At 68.0% G+C, this 14,617-nt stretch carries 18 protein-coding genes; 10 read left to right on the top strand and 8 right to left on the bottom strand.

All coding sequences use genetic code 11. The features are described from left to right. Positions 1–2: 2 nt before the first annotated feature. Positions 3–998 (bottom strand): copper transporter, encoded by a 996-nt coding sequence (locus ABD466_RS38825; RefSeq protein WP_344662288.1) that lies wholly within the window; start codon positions 996–998, stop codon positions 3–5. A 178-nt stretch (positions 999–1,176) separates the two neighbouring features. On the opposite strand from ABD466_RS38825, the gene ABD466_RS38830 reads away from it, so the two are divergent. Together ABD466_RS38830 and ABD466_RS38835 are read left to right on the top strand one after the other, a co-directional pair. Next, positions 1,177–1,383 carry a recombinase family protein gene (locus ABD466_RS38830; protein ID WP_344662289.1) on the top strand — a complete coding sequence of 69 codons (207 nt, stop codon included), beginning with the start codon at positions 1,177–1,179 and terminating at the stop codon, positions 1,381–1,383. Beyond that, positions 1,380–1,577 (top strand): DUF7402 domain-containing protein, encoded by a 198-nt coding sequence (locus ABD466_RS38835; protein ID WP_344662290.1) that lies wholly within the window; start codon positions 1,380–1,382, stop codon positions 1,575–1,577. The genes ABD466_RS38830 and ABD466_RS38835 overlap by 4 nt, the downstream gene beginning before the upstream one ends. Before the next feature lie 152 nt (positions 1,578–1,729). Here ABD466_RS38835 and ABD466_RS38840 read toward each other — a convergent pair whose 3' ends face one another. Beyond that, positions 1,730–2,125 carry a PGPGW domain-containing protein gene (locus tag ABD466_RS38840; protein ID WP_344662291.1) on the bottom strand — a complete coding sequence of 132 codons (396 nt, stop codon included), beginning with the start codon at positions 2,123–2,125 and terminating at the stop codon, positions 1,730–1,732. A gap of 217 nt (positions 2,126–2,342) precedes the next feature. Then, on the bottom strand, positions 2,343–3,374 hold the full coding sequence (locus ABD466_RS38845; protein ID WP_344662292.1) for a TerC family protein: 1,032 nt from the start codon (positions 3,372–3,374) through the stop codon (positions 2,343–2,345). A gap of 332 nt (positions 3,375–3,706) precedes the next feature. Between ABD466_RS38845 and ABD466_RS38850 the strand changes: the two genes are divergently transcribed. The 4 genes from ABD466_RS38850 to ABD466_RS38865 all read left to right on the top strand — a co-directional run bounded on the left by ABD466_RS38850 (position 3,707) and on the right by ABD466_RS38865 (position 8,060). After that, entirely contained in the window at positions 3,707–4,165 is a 459-nt protein-coding gene (locus ABD466_RS38850; protein WP_344662293.1) for a hypothetical protein, read from the top strand. A gap of 78 nt (positions 4,166–4,243) precedes the next feature. Next, positions 4,244–6,115 carry a RiPP maturation radical SAM C-methyltransferase gene (locus ABD466_RS38855; protein WP_344662294.1) on the top strand — a complete coding sequence of 624 codons (1,872 nt, stop codon included), beginning with the start codon at positions 4,244–4,246 and terminating at the stop codon, positions 6,113–6,115. A 392-nt stretch (positions 6,116–6,507) separates the two neighbouring features. Beyond that, on the top strand, positions 6,508–6,951 hold the full coding sequence (locus ABD466_RS38860; RefSeq protein ID WP_344662306.1) for a winged helix-turn-helix transcriptional regulator: 444 nt from the start codon (positions 6,508–6,510) through the stop codon (positions 6,949–6,951). Between the two features lie 191 nt (positions 6,952–7,142). After that, positions 7,143–8,060, top strand: coding sequence for an alpha/beta fold hydrolase (locus ABD466_RS38865; RefSeq protein ID WP_344662307.1), 918 nt, complete (start codon positions 7,143–7,145; stop codon positions 8,058–8,060). Positions 8,061–8,097: 37 nt separating this feature from the next. On the opposite strand, the gene ABD466_RS38870 is transcribed toward ABD466_RS38865, so the two are convergent. The 3 genes from ABD466_RS38870 to ABD466_RS38880 all read right to left on the bottom strand — a co-directional run bounded on the left by ABD466_RS38870 (position 8,098) and on the right by ABD466_RS38880 (position 9,678). Then, positions 8,098–8,805 carry a hypothetical protein gene (locus ABD466_RS38870; protein ID WP_344662295.1) on the bottom strand — a complete coding sequence of 236 codons (708 nt, stop codon included), beginning with the start codon at positions 8,803–8,805 and terminating at the stop codon, positions 8,098–8,100. A 19-nt stretch (positions 8,806–8,824) separates the two neighbouring features. Further along, positions 8,825–9,103, bottom strand: a complete 279-nt coding sequence (locus ABD466_RS38875; protein ID WP_344662296.1) for a hypothetical protein — start codon at positions 9,101–9,103, stop codon at positions 8,825–8,827. A gap of 311 nt (positions 9,104–9,414) precedes the next feature. Beyond that, entirely contained in the window at positions 9,415–9,678 is a 264-nt protein-coding gene (locus ABD466_RS38880; protein ID WP_344662297.1) for a metal-sensitive transcriptional regulator, read from the bottom strand. 157 nt (positions 9,679–9,835) lie between these two features. On the opposite strand from ABD466_RS38880, the gene ABD466_RS38885 reads away from it, so the two are divergent. The 4 genes from ABD466_RS38885 to ABD466_RS38900 all read left to right on the top strand — a co-directional run bounded on the left by ABD466_RS38885 (position 9,836) and on the right by ABD466_RS38900 (position 12,772). After that, positions 9,836–10,153, top strand: coding sequence for a rhodanese-like domain-containing protein (locus tag ABD466_RS38885; protein WP_344662298.1), 318 nt, complete (start codon positions 9,836–9,838; stop codon positions 10,151–10,153). Positions 10,154–10,177: 24 nt separating this feature from the next. Then, a complete protein-coding gene (locus ABD466_RS38890; protein ID WP_344662299.1) occupies positions 10,178–11,608 on the top strand; it encodes a rhodanese-like domain-containing protein in 1,431 nt (476 codons plus the stop codon). Next, complete coding sequence (locus tag ABD466_RS38895; RefSeq protein WP_344662300.1) at positions 11,608–12,516, top strand: sulfite exporter TauE/SafE family protein; 909 nt, start codon at positions 11,608–11,610, stop codon at positions 12,514–12,516. Before ABD466_RS38890 ends, ABD466_RS38895 begins: the two co-directional genes overlap by 1 nt. A gap of 79 nt (positions 12,517–12,595) precedes the next feature. Further along, positions 12,596–12,772, top strand: a complete 177-nt coding sequence (locus ABD466_RS38900; RefSeq protein WP_344662301.1) for a hypothetical protein — start codon at positions 12,596–12,598, stop codon at positions 12,770–12,772. 43 nt (positions 12,773–12,815) lie between these two features. On the opposite strand, the gene ABD466_RS38905 is transcribed toward ABD466_RS38900, so the two are convergent. Beyond that, a complete protein-coding gene (locus ABD466_RS38905) occupies positions 12,816–13,157 on the bottom strand; it encodes an OsmC family protein (RefSeq protein ID WP_344662302.1) in 342 nt (113 codons plus the stop codon). Between the two features lie 28 nt (positions 13,158–13,185). Continuing rightward, positions 13,186–14,397, bottom strand: a complete 1,212-nt coding sequence (locus ABD466_RS38910) for an NAD(P)/FAD-dependent oxidoreductase (RefSeq protein WP_344662303.1) — start codon at positions 14,395–14,397, stop codon at positions 13,186–13,188. Positions 14,398–14,617: the final 220 nt, after the last annotated feature.

Raw genomic sequence — 14,617 nt, forward strand, 5'->3', positions numbered from 1 at the left:
GGTCAGTGCAGATCCGGCAGCGGGCCGTCGGCCGTGCCGGTGAGGCCGTAGTGCCCGGTCTTGCCCATGGTCTCCTCGGCGAGGGCGAACACCGTGATGATGCGGCCGGAGGCCTGGTCGGCGGAATCGGCGGTGGAAATGTTCTTCGACACCCAGCCGTCCTTCACCGCCGCGGCGATCAGGCCGGGGGACACCGCCGCGGAGGCCGGGCCGGCCAGGACCGCGCCCTCGGAACGTCCGCCGCCGGTCAGGGCCTTCAGGAAGCCCAGGTACAGCGTGTTCGCCGTATCGGCGGCCGGACCCGCGGTCGGCGCCGAGGGGGCCATGACCACGACGAGGTCGGCCGGGGTGGTGGTCGGCGCCTTCACATCCGCGAACCCGGCCGCGCTGTACGCGCTGAACACGTGCGCGGAAGCGTCGTCGGTGATGCGCTGCTCCCCCACGCCGGAGGCGTTGGCCGGTATGCGGTGCACGACCGCGCCGGCGAGGTCGGCGAGCGCCGCGGCGGCCGGGGCGGTCTTGTCCGGAGTCGCCGACGAGCTCGCGGCCGGCAGCTGCGCGCCGCCGCGCTCGGTGGGCAGCAGCTTGGCCGCGACCTGCGCCAGCTTGCCGGCCTGCGCCGGGTCCACCAGCGAGGACTTCAGCGTGACCTCGCCGGTCACCGTGGCGCCCGCCTTGTGCAGCAGGTCCGCCATGGCGTCCCCGCTGGAGCCGTCGGCCCCGGGCAGCAGCACGACCGCCACCGCGCGGCCGCTGAGCTTGCCGGAGACGGCGTCCGGCCCGAGGGCGGCGATGAGCGAGTCGCGGTCGCGGACCTGGGTCGAGAGCTGGTCCTGCGCGCCGTGCAGGGTCTGGTTCTCGCTGCGCAGGCCCGACAGCTGGTGGTTCAGCGTGTCGTAGGCGACCTTGCTCAGGTAGGAGGAGCCGATGACGAGTCCGACGGTGAGCGCGAGGAAGACCGCCACTATGGACACGACGTGGTAGCGGAAGTCGATCAAGTGCGCGGTCCCCGCTGCCGGAGGCCGGGACGGCGCCGCCCCGGGCTCGTGTGACCAGTCGTGTGACCCGTCATGTGAACCAGCCCCGCCCAGAAGAAGGATCGGCATTGTCCCTCAGCGGGAGCTAGGCCGACGCCTGCCGGGCGCGCGAGGGCCGCCACCGACAGAGGATCATTCCATGAGCGCCCTTCGGGCCGTCGTTGCCGCACGTATCTCCCAGCTCACAGACGAATCGGTCTCGATCCAACGACAGGTCAAGTCAGGTGAAGCCTACGCGCTCGCCCGGCAGTGGCCAGTAGTCGGCTACGTCCGTGATGAAGATGTATCAGCTCCCAAGGTCGCGCCGTTCGACCGGCCGGACGTGAATACCGCGTGCTGGCTATGACCGACCGGGCCCCGGGCGGAACGCTGACCTTCAGCGACGGCAGCACCGTCGAGGTCAGCGGCATCCCGAACGACGGAGGCCCCCACGCGGCCAGCTTCACTCCCAAGCCCGGCATCACCTCGGTGGGATTCCAGGTCGCCGGCGGGTCCGGCACCAACGTCGGACTCCAGGAGATGGAGGTCTACGGCCGCTGACCGCCACCACTCAGTCGGCCGGGGCGCTGCAGCCAGCGCCCCGGCCGACTGCCATCGCCACGTCAGCCATGAAGGTTGCCGCCTCCTCGACAAACAGCGTGGTCCCTGGTCGCGTGGTGCTGGTCGGGCCCGGCACGCCTCACCCGAATGGCTCAGGAGTGTCGTCGGCCGCGCACGCGGCGGTGGCTGTACGCCAGCAACCCCAACACCACCAGCCCCGACACGATGATCGAGACGCCGGCCTGCCAGCCGCTGAAGGGCAGGCCCGGGACCAGGGCCAACGCCACCCCCACGCCGATCATCAGCACGCCCAGGACCACCGACCCCGCCAGCCGCCAGCCCGAGGAGACGCTGTCCTCGGCGGCTTTGAGCGCCTGGCGGCGCACGGCTTGGACGTGGCGGTCCAGTCTTGGGAAGACCGCGGCCAGGGTCACCAGGCCGGCCAGGACGACGAGGAGACCCGGGCCGGGGAGCACCAGCAGGGCCAATCCGATGAGCACCAGGACTGCGCCGGCAGTGGTGAAGGCGACGTGCTTGAGGTGCTTCACGGATGCTCCTGTCGGCGCGGGTCGGAGGTGTGGCTTTGCGGCCTGCGCGGTGCTTCCATCATGCCAATTCGGCGCCGTCTGGGGCGAGCATGTCGCGGTTCACCGTGGGACCGGTAACGCCGGTGACCTGCCGGTCGCACCGAAGCGTCGGCCTGGGAGGCGGTACGCGGGCCGTCCGCGCGCAAGGCGATGAAACTCGCCGCCGCGCCTGGCATCGCTACTGCGCAGCCCGCCGTTCGGTGTCGCTGCCGCCGTCCTCCGCCGGGTGTTCGTGCGGGGCGCCGAGAACGGCTCCGGCGTGCGCTCGGGCGCTGGGGTCCTCACGCGACTTGAGCAGGCTCGCGACGGTCGTGACGGCGAGGATCGTCCCGATGACCGCCAGCGAGAGTCCGGTGGAGATCTCGGGCACGCTGTGCCAGACGCCGTGCGCCCAGTGCAGGATCAGCTTGACACCGATGAAGGCCAGCACCAGGGCCAGGCCGGTCGACAGATAGACCAGTCGCGACAGCAGGCCGGTCACCAGGAAGAACAGTGCGCGCAGGCCCAGCAGCGCGAAGGCGTTGGCCGTGAAGACGATGTATGCCTCACGCGTGACTCCGAACACCGCCGGGATGGAGTCGAGCGCGAACAAGATATCGGTAGCACCGATGGCGACGAACACGATGAAGGCCGGTGTCACCATCCGCCGACCGCCTTCCCGGACGGTCAGCTTCCCGCCGACGTAGTGATCCGTCACCGGGAAGAGCCGCCGGGCGGCCCGGACCACGGCGCTGTCGCCGACGTCGGGGTCCTCGTCGCGATGGCGGTAGAGCTGGGCGGCGGTCCACATGAGGAGCAACCCGAAGACCAGGAACATGAAGGAGAGCAGGGACAGCAGCGTCGCGCCGAGAACGATGAACACCGCGCGCAGTGCCAGTGCGGCGACGATGCCGAAGGCCAGGACCCGCTGCTGGTGTTCGCGCGGCACGGCGAAGGTCGACATGATGATGGCGAAGACGAACAAGTTGTCGACCGACAGGCTTTTCTCGACCAGGTAGCCGGCAAAGTACTGCGAGCCGAAGTCCCAGCCTTGCCAGGCCCCCAAGAGAACGCCGAACAAGAGCGCGACGCCGATGTAGAACGCCGACCACGCCGCAGCTTCGCGGAACCCGACAGCGTGCGGCCGGACCGAGCCGATCAGCAGGTCGATCGCCAGCAGCGCCAGGACCACGGCGACCGTCAGCACCCAGGCGAGCGGGCCGATGTCCACGAAGCCCTCCGAATCCCGTGTCGACGGCGCAGCCCGGGGAGCCTCCGGCCGGCCCCGACCTGGGTCCATCGTGCTCGAGGCTGGGACCGGGCGCATCCCGGGGCAGCAGCCCCACGTTGAGGGAACCATCTTGACAGGCCCCTGCAACGCCCCGTCTTCGCGGCTTCGGCATACGACTGGGTGACGGCCAAACAGGTGACTGTCGAGTCAACCACAGCTGGTCTGACCAGGTCTTCCGCGCCTCCCGCTCGGCGAGCGGGAGCTCAAGGCGATTTCGTCTTCCGCATAGGGTGTGTGTGACGTGTGTCACTACCATCGAGACGGAGCGTTCCATGACGCGTGTGGTGTTTCAGCAATTGATTGAGTCGCAGGACGAGCTTGTCAGCAAGTGGCCGAGGCTGGAGACCGTGGTGACACCCGAGCAGGTAAGCCTCGGCATGGACTCGCTCCGCCGTCGGGTGGCCGACGGGACCGTCGATCTTCAGGCGGAGGAGGCGACCGCGAGGGAGGCAGTAGACCTCTACAACAGCGTCATCTCCGACGGCCGCTTTGTCGGCTTGCTGGTAAGTGATCCGCAGGAGGCAGCTTCCCGCCTCGGGCTGACAGTATCTCCCGAAGCGGCCGACCTCCTGCGTCAGGCGGTCAGCCTGGATCCCACGTTCGCGGAGCAACAGGGAGCTGCGCTCAGCCCGGTCGGAGAGGTGTTCATCATCGTCTTCATCGCGATCGTGGTCGCCGCGCGCGAGCCGGAGGAGATGGTGGTTGACGAGTCGGGCCTGGTGAAGTTCTAGACCTCGCCAGGAAGCCGGATCGTGGAAAGTTCCCCTGTAACGTCCGCGCGCGCAGGCCGCCCAGCGAAAGCATCGGTCGTGCTGGTCAGCATGCCGTGGCACCCGCCCGCGGAACCGTCGCTCGGCCTCGCCATCCTCAAGTCGTGCCTGACCCGGGCCGGCGTCACGTCCTGGGTCCACCACGCCAGCTCCGCACTGCTGGAGTTCTTGACCGTCGACACGCACATCTTCCTGGCCCGATGCCTGGGCATCAACGAGTTCCTGTTCACGGCCAACCTCGATCCGGTCATGGACGATGGCCAGCTGAAGGAACTCGTGCACCAGGCCACCGCCAACCTCGTGGCCGGGGGTCCCCAGCATCCGCGCTATCGCAGCGTGCCAGCGATCTGCGACTTGGTACTGACCCTCCGAGAGGAGGTCATCCCGGCCTTCCTGCAGCGCACCGCCGAACGGGTGCTCGCACGCGAACCCGACTTGGTCGGGCTGACCTGCATGTTCGATCAGACGGTCGCGTCCGTGGCCCTGGCACGAACCCTCAAGGACCTGGACCCCGGCCTGTCAGTCGTCCTTGGCGGCTATGCATTGGAGGGACCGCCTGGTGACGCGGTTGCCGCCGCGTTCCCGTTCGTCGACTGGGTGGTACGCGGCGACGGCGAGGACGCAATCGTGACGCTGGCTGAAGCCGCCGTCGGACGTGACCCGCGGGCGACACGACCGCCGCACGGCGTCATTCGCAGCCCGAAGGTGAATCTGACGACGTCGCCGACCCCTGACTATGACGACTGGTTCGCCGGTCTGGACGTGCTACACAATGAGCACAAGGTCCGAGTGAAGACCTCCTCCCTGCTTGTCGAGAGTTCGCGCGGATGCTGGTGGGGAGCCACGAAGCATTGTGTGTTCTGCGGGATCGATGAGGAGACTCTCCGCTACAGGCAGAAGCCACCCGAGCAGATCCTCGGGATGCTGCGGGAGCTACGTGGGCGGTACGGGCAAGACATGGTCTTGCGATTTTCGGACTACATCTTCCCCAAGGCCAACTACGAAACGTTGTTGCCAGCGCTCGCCGAGGAGTCCCCGAACTTCAAACTTTGGGGAGAGATCAAGGCCAACCAGCCGCTCGAGCGGGTGGAAGCGTTTGCCAGGGCTGGCTTCGCCGGGATGCAGCCGGGGATCGAGTCCTTCTCCTCAGCCGTGCTCAGGTCGATGGACAAGGGCGTCCGAGCCATCGACAATGTCGCGCTCCTCGTCCACGGGTACGAGAACCGCATCATCATCGAATACAACTTCCTCTATGGGCTGCCGGACGACCAGCCCCATGACTACCAGGACATGATCGACCGGATCCCGCTGCTGTATCACCTGACGCCGCCCGTGAGCCGGACCGAAACGATCATCACGCGCTTCGCCCCTCTCCAGGCCGACCCGGAACGCTTTCTCATTCCCGCCAGGCCGCGCCATTACCGCAGCTACGACCTCATCTTCTCGCAAAAGTTCCTCGAGTCCGTCGGTCTAGACATGGACGACTACTGCTACTACTTCGAGCGCAACTTCGAGTACAAACCGGGCCTCCATCCGCTCTACCGTCTCGTAGTCGACATCATCAACTGCTGGAAGCGGCAACATCAGGAGCGGGACGTCTGGCTGTCCTATCAGCTCGGCTCCAAGGGCACTGTACGTATCAGCGACGCCCGTTACGGCGAAGCCGACGAGTACGACTTGTCGCCGCAGGCAGGCGCATTGCTCGTTGCCGCCCTGCCGCGGCCGTTGAACATGGGCAGATACGCAGAGCAGAACCGCGACGGGACTAGCGCCGCTCTGAAAGAGCTGAGGGAGCGGCGGCTCATCTGGGAGGAAAAAGATCTCATCGTCGGGTTACCGACGAGTCGCCACGCTGCCGAGGAGCGAATGGGCAGCGGCTGGGTACGAGAATGGGAAGGGATCTACACCTGACGTTGTGGATGCTCGGGCGTTGTTGGCGGCGTCGCTGGGCATGCTGCCGCGCGGGACGCTGCGTCGGCTTCAGCTGGTCATCACAGTCCGGACACCGTCTTACGCTGGCACCGCGACCTGCTGAACCGGCGTCATGCTGCTCACATCAGACCCAAGCGTGCCGGGCGTCCGCGGACTGTGGCCTCGATCCGGCGGCTGGCGCTGCGGCCGGCGCGTGAGAACGGCACCTGCCGCGGCGTACCGCTGCTCCCACACCTCCGCCGGGTCCGCGCGCTTGGACACAACCGCGTTCAGCACGGCGTACACTCGCACCTCAAAGTGGTATTAGAATGAAACCATCATCAACAATAGGCCTCAATCTGCAACTACTTGAATACGTAGAGGAAGTCGCTATGGGTGCGAAGCAGGTCGATTCGGTGTGTCCGATCGCCCGCGCCGTCGACATCATCGGAGACAAGTGGTCGCTGCTGATCATCCGGGACGCGTTCGACGGCATCCGGCGCTTCAGCCAGTTCCAGCGCAACCTCGGGATCGCGAAGAACATCCTCACCACACGCCTGCGGGACCTGGTCGACGCCGGGATCCTGAGTATCGAGGCGGATTCCGCCGGTGGCGCCTATCGGGAGTACGCGCTGACCGACAAGGGTTTGGACTTGTTCGACCTCATGACCAGCCTTCGCCAGTGGGGCCTGGATCACGCCTTCGCCCCCGGAGAGCCGCACGCGACGCTCGTCGATGCGACCACGGGTGAACCCATTCCACGGATGACCTACACCACCCCCGGCGGCGGAGTGGTCGAGCCTGCGCGGACCCGTGTTCGCCGACCGACTGACTGACTGACATCAGCCGGCGCCGGCCCGCGAAGCCAGAGCGGCCGCGCGAACGGAGTGGTTGCAAAACAGAACCAGATCCTCCTAGGCTAAGCCCGCCCGCACGGGACCGCCACCGGCCTGGGGCGCGTCCGTGCCGGCCGAAGCCTGCCCTGATGAGCGCCGCTCGGCGCCACAGCCCCCTGGAGTCGCAGCTGATGATCCCCGCAGACGAGACCTTTGACGGGACCTTCCCTTTCACGCCGCATTTCAGCTCGGCGCCCGGGTTCCGCATGCACTACGTGGACCAGGGCGTCGGGCCTGTGCTGCTGTTCCTGCACGGGGAACCCACCTGGAGCTACCTGTTCCGGCACGCCATCGACGACCTGTCCGGCACGCACCGGGTGGTCGCGCCCGACCACATGGGCTTCGGCAAGAGCGAGACCCCTGCCGATCGCAGCTACCGACTCCAGGACCACATAGACAACCTGGAGGCGCTGGTCCTGGACCTCGACCTGCGCGATATCACTCTTGTAATGCACGACTTCGGCGGGCCGGTGGGCATGGGCCTGATCGCACGCCATCCCCACCGGGTCTCCCGCGTTGTCAGCGTCAACGCCCCGACCCCGTTCGGCCAACCCGGCCTGCCGGCAGCGCTGGCTGCCGCCGCGTCCGAAGCTCCGTGGTTCCAGTGGATCGTGCAGGCTCACAAGGAGGGCACCCTCGACGATGTCCTTGGGGAACTCGGATACAACATTCTCAGCACTCTGAAGCTCAACGGCTTCCAGGACACTACGGTCATCACCCCGATCTGGATCCGCGCGTACGCCTCCGCGTTCCCGACCCGGGCGAGCACCCTCGGAGCGCTCGGCTGGGCCGAGGGTTTCGCCACCGGCGCCCACACCTTCGAGCCGCCGACAGCCGAGGCCCGGAACCTGCTGCCGTCGATGCCCGCGCTGGCCGTTTGGGGCATGGAGGACCGGACGCTCGATGCCGCCCAGTTCCTCCCGCTGTTCCGCGAGATCTTTCCGCACGGCCATGTCAGTGAACTTCCGGGCGTGGGCCACTACGCCTTCGAAGATGCTCCGCGCAGCATTTCGGCACTGCTGAAGCTGTTCCTCCAGATGAGCCCCTGAGCTTTACGGACATCATCGAGGTCGGGCCTCGCCGCCGTCACGATGAGAGCCCGAAATAGATCCTGAAGGCCAGATCCGAGAGCAACGCGACGACGAACACACCGGGAATCATCGCGAAGGTGATGATGAACACTCGCATACCAGGGCCCACACTGTGCGGGCCACCGCGCACCGCCAGGACCAACACGGTGAGCACGGTCGCCTCGAAGACCGCGACAAGGAATGCGAGGATGGTCCAAGCGGCCATGCTCGCAGCTGCATCCCCGTTGTCGACGGTTTCCACCTCGTGGTCGACGATGCGCGCACGGGTAGGGACACCAGTCGCCAGGTCGTAGGTGCTCTGCGCTCGCGTCGAAGGAAGGTGCGTTGACGGGCTGTCGAAGGTACCGTCGCATACGAAGTACTGCCCCGGGTTGCCCTCGTTGCTCGGGTAGATGTGAAGACAGGTTGTAGCCGTGAAGAAGCCTTGATCGCCAGTCAGGCCGCGGGCGAATTCGGCCGAATGCCAACCGTGGCGGACCATGGCGGCCGGCGCCGGCCACCCGACGAGGACGCCGATCACGACGATGGTCCGGACGGCCGCGCCCTGCCGACGCCACCAGGGGACGATCCGGCGTACGTCGAGCCAACGGCCCAGCCACCGCAGCAGACGCCGACGCAGATACGGACGCACAGGCGGCGGAGCGCCATCCGGGGCCGGCGGCGGCGCCTCGTCCCGCTGGGACGTCTCGAGCGTGGTGGCCATGTACTCAATCTAACGAGTATCAGTGTTCTTCGAAAGAGTGCCACTTGCCGCCGCGCGTTGACAGCGCAGCACCCGAGGCCGAGGTGGCGACCGTGAAAAGCCAAGCACGACCGGCCGGCGCAACCACCGGCATGAGGATCCCCAGGACCCGAATGCCCATTGCGATCGCGATGACCGAAGAGTGCGCGCTCATCTTCTGCGGACCTGCCGGCGAGGGGTTCGGCGACGGGAATTGCGTGACCTCCGCGAGCCGCATGGCCTGGAGCGCGGCGGCGGCAGGAGCAGCGGGGGCGGTCATGGACGCCACGCTGCGCCCCTGTCCCTGTGGCGGTCACGCAGGTTGACGGATTCCAGCAACGCCCAGGCTCGCATCGGCGACAGCAACGAGGATGGAACCATTTCCTCGCGCACCGACGACGCCGAACTCCCGTTCAAGCAGTGATGTTCGTGCCTCCCCCGCGGGGCTACGACTGGACCGGACCGGAGACAGCCAGAGCCCAGCATCAGCCGCCGAAAGAGCGCGGCGAAGACGATCAAGACGGGATCGGCCATGGTTCGGACACCTGGTCCGGATTTGCCGGCCTCGAAGCCGGTGAACCGCCGGCGGCCCTAGGCCAGGGAGAGAAAGAGCTTCTCCATCTTGGCCAGGTCCGCGGTCCGCTCCTCACCCTCGCCGGACATGCACTGCTCCAGGCCACTGGCGATGATCTTGAAACCGGCCCTGTCCAGGGCGCGGGAGACCGCGGCAAGCTGCGTGACCACGTCCGCGCACTCCCGGCCGGCTTCGAGCATGGCGATCACTCCGCGGATCTGCCCCTCGGCCCGGCGCAGCCGGTTCACCACATCGCCGACGACGTCTTCCTGTACCCGCATGGCCACCTCTCCGATCGATTCCCCGATCACAAATATACACCGGGGGGTATATGCCCAGGTCGGCCGGACGTTTGACAACAGGGCCGGTTCATCGGTTACGGTGAAGGTCACGATACCCCCAGGGGTATAAGAAGCCACGGTGGAAGGCTGTCGCCGGATGAACGAGATCGACCTGGAATCCTTCGCCGCCGAGCACGCGGCCGGCGCCTTCGTCGTCGACGTCCGCGAGTCCTGGGAGTACGCCGCCGGGCATGTGCCCGGCGCCCGGCTCATCCCGCTGACCCAGCTCCCCTCAGCCCTGGCCGAGCTGCCTCGCACCGAGCCGGTCTACGTCATCTGCGCGTCGGGCAACCGCAGCAAGGCCGCAGCCGGATTCCTGAACGCCGCCGGATTGCAGGCGTTCTCCGTGTCCGATGGCACCGGCGGGTGGGCGCGCGCCGGACGTCCGGTCGTCGTGGGCGCCCGTGAGCGCTGAGCGCGCGTGAAAGGAGAAGCGCTGATGCCGACCGTCCATCCCACCATCGTCCCGATCGACACCCCAACGCTGGGAGATCGCAGCTATCTGGCTCATGACGGCCGCGTGGCGCTGGTGGTGGATCCCCAGCGCGACATCGACCGCGTCTTGGCCGTCGCTTACGCCGCCGGAGTGCGCATCACGCATGTCTTCGAGACTCACATCCACAATGACTACCTGACCGGGGGATACGCGCTGGCCGAAGTGACCGGTGCGGCCTACCACGTCAACGCCGACGACCCGGTCGCCTTCGACCGGGTCCCGGTCCGGGACGGCGACCTCATCGCGGTCGGCCCGGACATGCGTGTCAGGGTGCTGGCCACGCCCGGCCACACCTTCACCCACTTGTCCTACGTCCTGGAACACAAGACCGACGGGGTATGGATCACTGTCGGGGTCTTCACCGGCGGATCACTGCTGCACGGCGCCGTCGGCCGTCCCGACCTGCTGGGGGCGCGGCACGCCCGGGCGCTGGCGGCGCATCAGCACGCCTCCGCGCACCGCCTCGCGAGGCTGCCGGACGCGGCGCGCGTGCTGCCGACGCACGGATTCGGCAGCTTCTGCGCGGCCACCCAGAGCGCGGCCGACGCTTCCACCATCGGTGCCGAACGCATCACCAACCCGGCTCTGACCACCGTCGACACCGAGACGTTCATCGCCGAGCTGCTGGCCGGTCTGGATGCCTGGCCCGCCTACTACGCCCGCATGGCCCCGGCCAACACAGACGGCCCCGGACCGAGCGAACTCGCCATGCCGCGCCGGGCCGACGCCGCCGCCATCCGGCAGGCGGTGGACGCCGGCGAATGGGTGATCGACCTGCGGCACCGCGTCGCGTTCGCCGCCGGGCACGTGGCGGGAACGATCAACGTGGGGCTCGACGGCAGCTTCGCCACCTACCTGGGGTGGATCGTCCCGGCGGACGCGACGCTGACCTTGCTGGCCGAGACCCCGGCGCAGATCCTGGAGGCGCGCCGTGAACTGTCGCGCATCGGCGTCGACCCGGCCGCCCAGGCCACCGGCGGCATCGAAGCGTTGGCCGGGAACCGGCCGCTGCGAAGCCATCCGCGGGCCGGGTTCGCCGACCTGGCCCAGGTGAGCCACCATCGGCCGGTCGTCGTCCTCGATGTGCGGCGCGACCTCGAGTACGCCGCCGGGCATCTGTCCGGCGCCGTCCACATCCCCGTGCACGAGCTGCGGGATCGACTCGCCGAGGTTCCGGACGGCGAGGTGTGGGTGCACTGTGCCGCCGGTTATCGCGCCTCCATAGCGGCTTCGATGCTTGCCGCCGCCGGCCGGCGTGTCGTCCACGTCGATGACGACTTCGAGAACGCGGTGCACCAGCCCGACGGGAGCGTCTTCGAGCCCGCCGTCGTCGAGGTGGCGGGGATGGCGGGAACCGGTGAGGCGATTCGCTGATGCTGTTCGCGACCATCGCACTGGGTCTGCTCATCGGGCTGGCGCTGGGCGCCCTGGGCGGCGGCGGCTCCATCTTGACCGTCCCAGCGTTGGTTTACGTGCTCGGCGAACCCGTCCGCACGGCGACCACGGAAAGCCTGGTCATAGTAGGGGTCGCCGCGGTGGCCGGGACCGTGGCGCACTCCCGCGCCGGACATGTCCGCTGGGGGCCGGGCGTGGCCTTCGGTCTAGCGGGCGTCGCAGCCTCCTATGCCGGGACGGCGGTCAACGGCCGGGTCGACGCGAACCTCTTGCTGCTCGCTTTCGCGGGGTTGATGGCCGCAGCCGGTGTCGCGATGGCCGTTCGGCGCTCTGGATCACCTGCCCAAGCGCCGGAAGTGTATCCGCCGCGAGACGCCGACACCGCGAACCTGCGCCTGCATTCAGCGCCTGCTAGGGCGTCCGCCGCGGTCGCGACGGTCGAGCGCACGCTGTCACGGGCTTCTGAGGCCACCGTCGCCGAGAATGGACACCCCACCGCCCGCCGCCCAGCCGACGGGATGGTGATGATTCTGTCGGCCGGAGTGGCGGTCGGTTTCCTGACCGGGTTCTTCGGGGTCGGCGGGGGCTTCGTCATCGTCCCGGCCCTGGTCATGGCGCTGAGATACCGGATGCCCGCGGCTGTGGGAACCTCGCTGCTGATCATCGCCGTCAACTCGGCGGCCGCGCTGTCAGCCCGCATCGGACATGTGACGTTCCACTGGTCACTGCTCATCCCGTTCGCCCTGGCCGCGCTGGCCGGTTCGCTGACCGGTCGGCGAGTCGCCGACGCGGTCCCCGCCGCGACACTGTCCAGAGCATTCACGGTGATGCTATTCGCCGTCGCGGGCTACATGGCTCTACGGTCCGGCCTGGCACTCACCGGCTGAGCAGACCCGGCCGTCAAGACGTCCCGGGAGCCCTCGGGAGCACCGCCCAACAATGAAAAAGGCTGAGAAGGAGATCCTCATGTGTCAGCGCGTCAACTGCAAGAACTGCGGCAAGGCAACCTACCGCGGTTGTGGAATGCACGTGGAGCAAGTGCTGTCCGGCGTGCCCACGTCACAGCGCTGCGACTGCGCTCACAGCAAGGGCAGCACCGGCGGCGGGCTGATCGCCCGGCTCCTGGGCTCCCGCAAGAGCTGACCGGCGAAGTCCCGGGCCCGATCCGGGGCGACCGCCCGGTGGCTCAGACGAAGTCGATGTCCACCTGCGGCGGCTGGTGCAGGCTGTTGTGGACCGTGCACTTGGACACGACCGCGTGCAGCGCCGCACGCCGCTCGACCGGCAGACCCGGTGCGGTGAGCCTGAGCAGTACAGAGCCGACGCGGGCCGGGCGCCCGGTCGCCATGGCGAACTCGGCGGTCACCCGCAGTCCGGTGCGGTCCAGGTGGTGCCGGTCCAGGAACCGCCCGGCATAGAAGGCGACGCAGGACGCCAGGGACGCGACGAACAACGCTGTCGGGGTGGGCGCGGTGTCGTCCCCGCCGGCCCCGGCCGGCTGGTCCACGAGCACGGCATGGCCACGCACCTGCGATCCAACCCCATTGGGCGGGCCGTCACGGCAAGCGGACGTAGCCGTGGCGGCTCTTCCACAGGTAGTACTTCTCGAACGCCAGCTTCATGGCGTGCACCTGCGGGCCGGGGATCATGACCGCGGCCTTGCGCGGCGGGAGCATGTGGTCGGCCAGGATCAGCACGCCGTTGTTGCCAGCGTCCATCATGCACACGGCCGCCATCTCGCCGAACTCCTTGTGCGCCACCGGCGCCTCGCCTCTGATCGCCGCCGCGACGTTGCGGGCCGCGACCTTGGCCATGGACTCGGTCGGGAAGCCGGTCTTGGGGATGCCGATCGGCACCGAGGTCTGCCACGGCACCGGCACCTGCGCGGCGATGCCGGCCGCGTAGATCTCCGGATACGCCTTCGACTGATATGTGTCCTCGACCGGGATGTAGCCCTTGCCGTCCGTCAGCCCCGGCACGGCGCGCACGACGTCCTGGCCGACGAACGGCGGCACCACCATCGCGTAGGCGAACGGGACCTTCGAGCCGTCGGTCAGCTTCACATAGTCGCCGCCGACTTCCTCGAACGCGACCCCGGTCCGCACGGTGATGCCTTCCTTCTTCAGGAACATCTTCAGCAGCTTCTCACCGCCCGGCAGCCCGCCGATGCCGAAGTGCCCGACGAACGGCTCGGCGGTGAGGAACGTCAGCGACGTGTGCTGCTTCAGCTTCGCCTTACGCAGCTGGTAGGCCATGTTGAACAGGAACTCGTAGGCCGCTCCGAAGCAGCTCGCGCCCTGTGTCGCCCCGATCACCACGGGGCCGGGGTCGTCGAGGAAGTCGCGCCAGGCGGCTCCGGCGCGCTCGGCGTCGGGGAGCGTGGTGATGGCCTGCGCGAAGCCGTCGGGGCCCAGACCGGGCACCACGTCGAAGTCGTTGCGGTAGCCGGTGGCGACGATCAGGTAGTCGTACGCGAACTGTGCTCCCCCGGCGATCGTCACCATGCGCGCCGTGGGGTCGATCGCCGTCGCCTCGGCGTGCACGAACTCCACGCCGTGCGCGTCGAACGTCGGCGCCAGCGGGAAGGTGATGTCCGGCGCCTTGCGCTTGCCGAACGGCAGCCAGATCAGGGACGGGTTGAACAGGAACCGGTCCGAGGCCGACACCACCGTCACCGCGACATCGTCCCCGAGCTCCTGCTTGAGCTCCAGGGCCGCGGCCAGACCACCGAAGTTCCCGCCGACGACCACCACACGCTTGACACTCACCGCGACCACCGCTTTCCGCCGATGTGAATTCGTCCTCTGCCATGTCAGCAGGTGGCAGCCGCCGCGGACAGGGCCGTAAGCCCTGGACGAGGCGGGACCTTCGCATGCCGGGCGATACCCCGCCCGGTATTTGTCATACCCAGTGGGGTATGCATAGGATGAATCCACGGGATACCCATGGGGGTATCCAGGAGGGAACGGTGACGGTGATGACGGTCGT

This window comes from Catenulispora subtropica (assembly GCF_039531675.1).
GTDB classification, from domain to species: domain Bacteria; phylum Actinomycetota; class Actinomycetes; order Streptomycetales; family Catenulisporaceae; genus Catenulispora; species Catenulispora subtropica.

Coding starts and splice junctions, on each gene's coding strand:
- ABD466_RS38880 (WP_344662297.1), bottom strand. CDS start 9,678: ATGCGGGTACAGGAAGACGTCGTCGGCGATGTGGTGAACCGGCTGCGC.
- ABD466_RS38870 (WP_344662295.1), bottom strand. CDS start 8,805: ATGGCCACCACGCTCGAGACGTCCCAGCGGGACGAGGCGCCGCCGCCG.
- ABD466_RS38885 (WP_344662298.1), top strand. CDS start 9,836: ATGAACGAGATCGACCTGGAATCCTTCGCCGCCGAGCACGCGGCCGGC.
- ABD466_RS38850 (WP_344662293.1), top strand. CDS start 3,707: ATGACGCGTGTGGTGTTTCAGCAATTGATTGAGTCGCAGGACGAGCTT.
- ABD466_RS38895 (WP_344662300.1), top strand. CDS start 11,608: ATGCTGTTCGCGACCATCGCACTGGGTCTGCTCATCGGGCTGGCGCTG.
- ABD466_RS38830 (WP_344662289.1), top strand. CDS start 1,177: ATGAGCGCCCTTCGGGCCGTCGTTGCCGCACGTATCTCCCAGCTCACA.
- ABD466_RS38835 (WP_344662290.1), top strand. CDS start 1,380: ATGACCGACCGGGCCCCGGGCGGAACGCTGACCTTCAGCGACGGCAGC.
- ABD466_RS38890 (WP_344662299.1), top strand. CDS start 10,178: ATGCCGACCGTCCATCCCACCATCGTCCCGATCGACACCCCAACGCTG.
- ABD466_RS38900 (WP_344662301.1), top strand. CDS start 12,596: ATGTGTCAGCGCGTCAACTGCAAGAACTGCGGCAAGGCAACCTACCGC.
- ABD466_RS38875 (WP_344662296.1), bottom strand. CDS start 9,103: ATGACCGCCCCCGCTGCTCCTGCCGCCGCCGCGCTCCAGGCCATGCGG.
- ABD466_RS38860 (WP_344662306.1), top strand. CDS start 6,508: ATGGGTGCGAAGCAGGTCGATTCGGTGTGTCCGATCGCCCGCGCCGTC.
- ABD466_RS38865 (WP_344662307.1), top strand. CDS start 7,143: ATGATCCCCGCAGACGAGACCTTTGACGGGACCTTCCCTTTCACGCCG.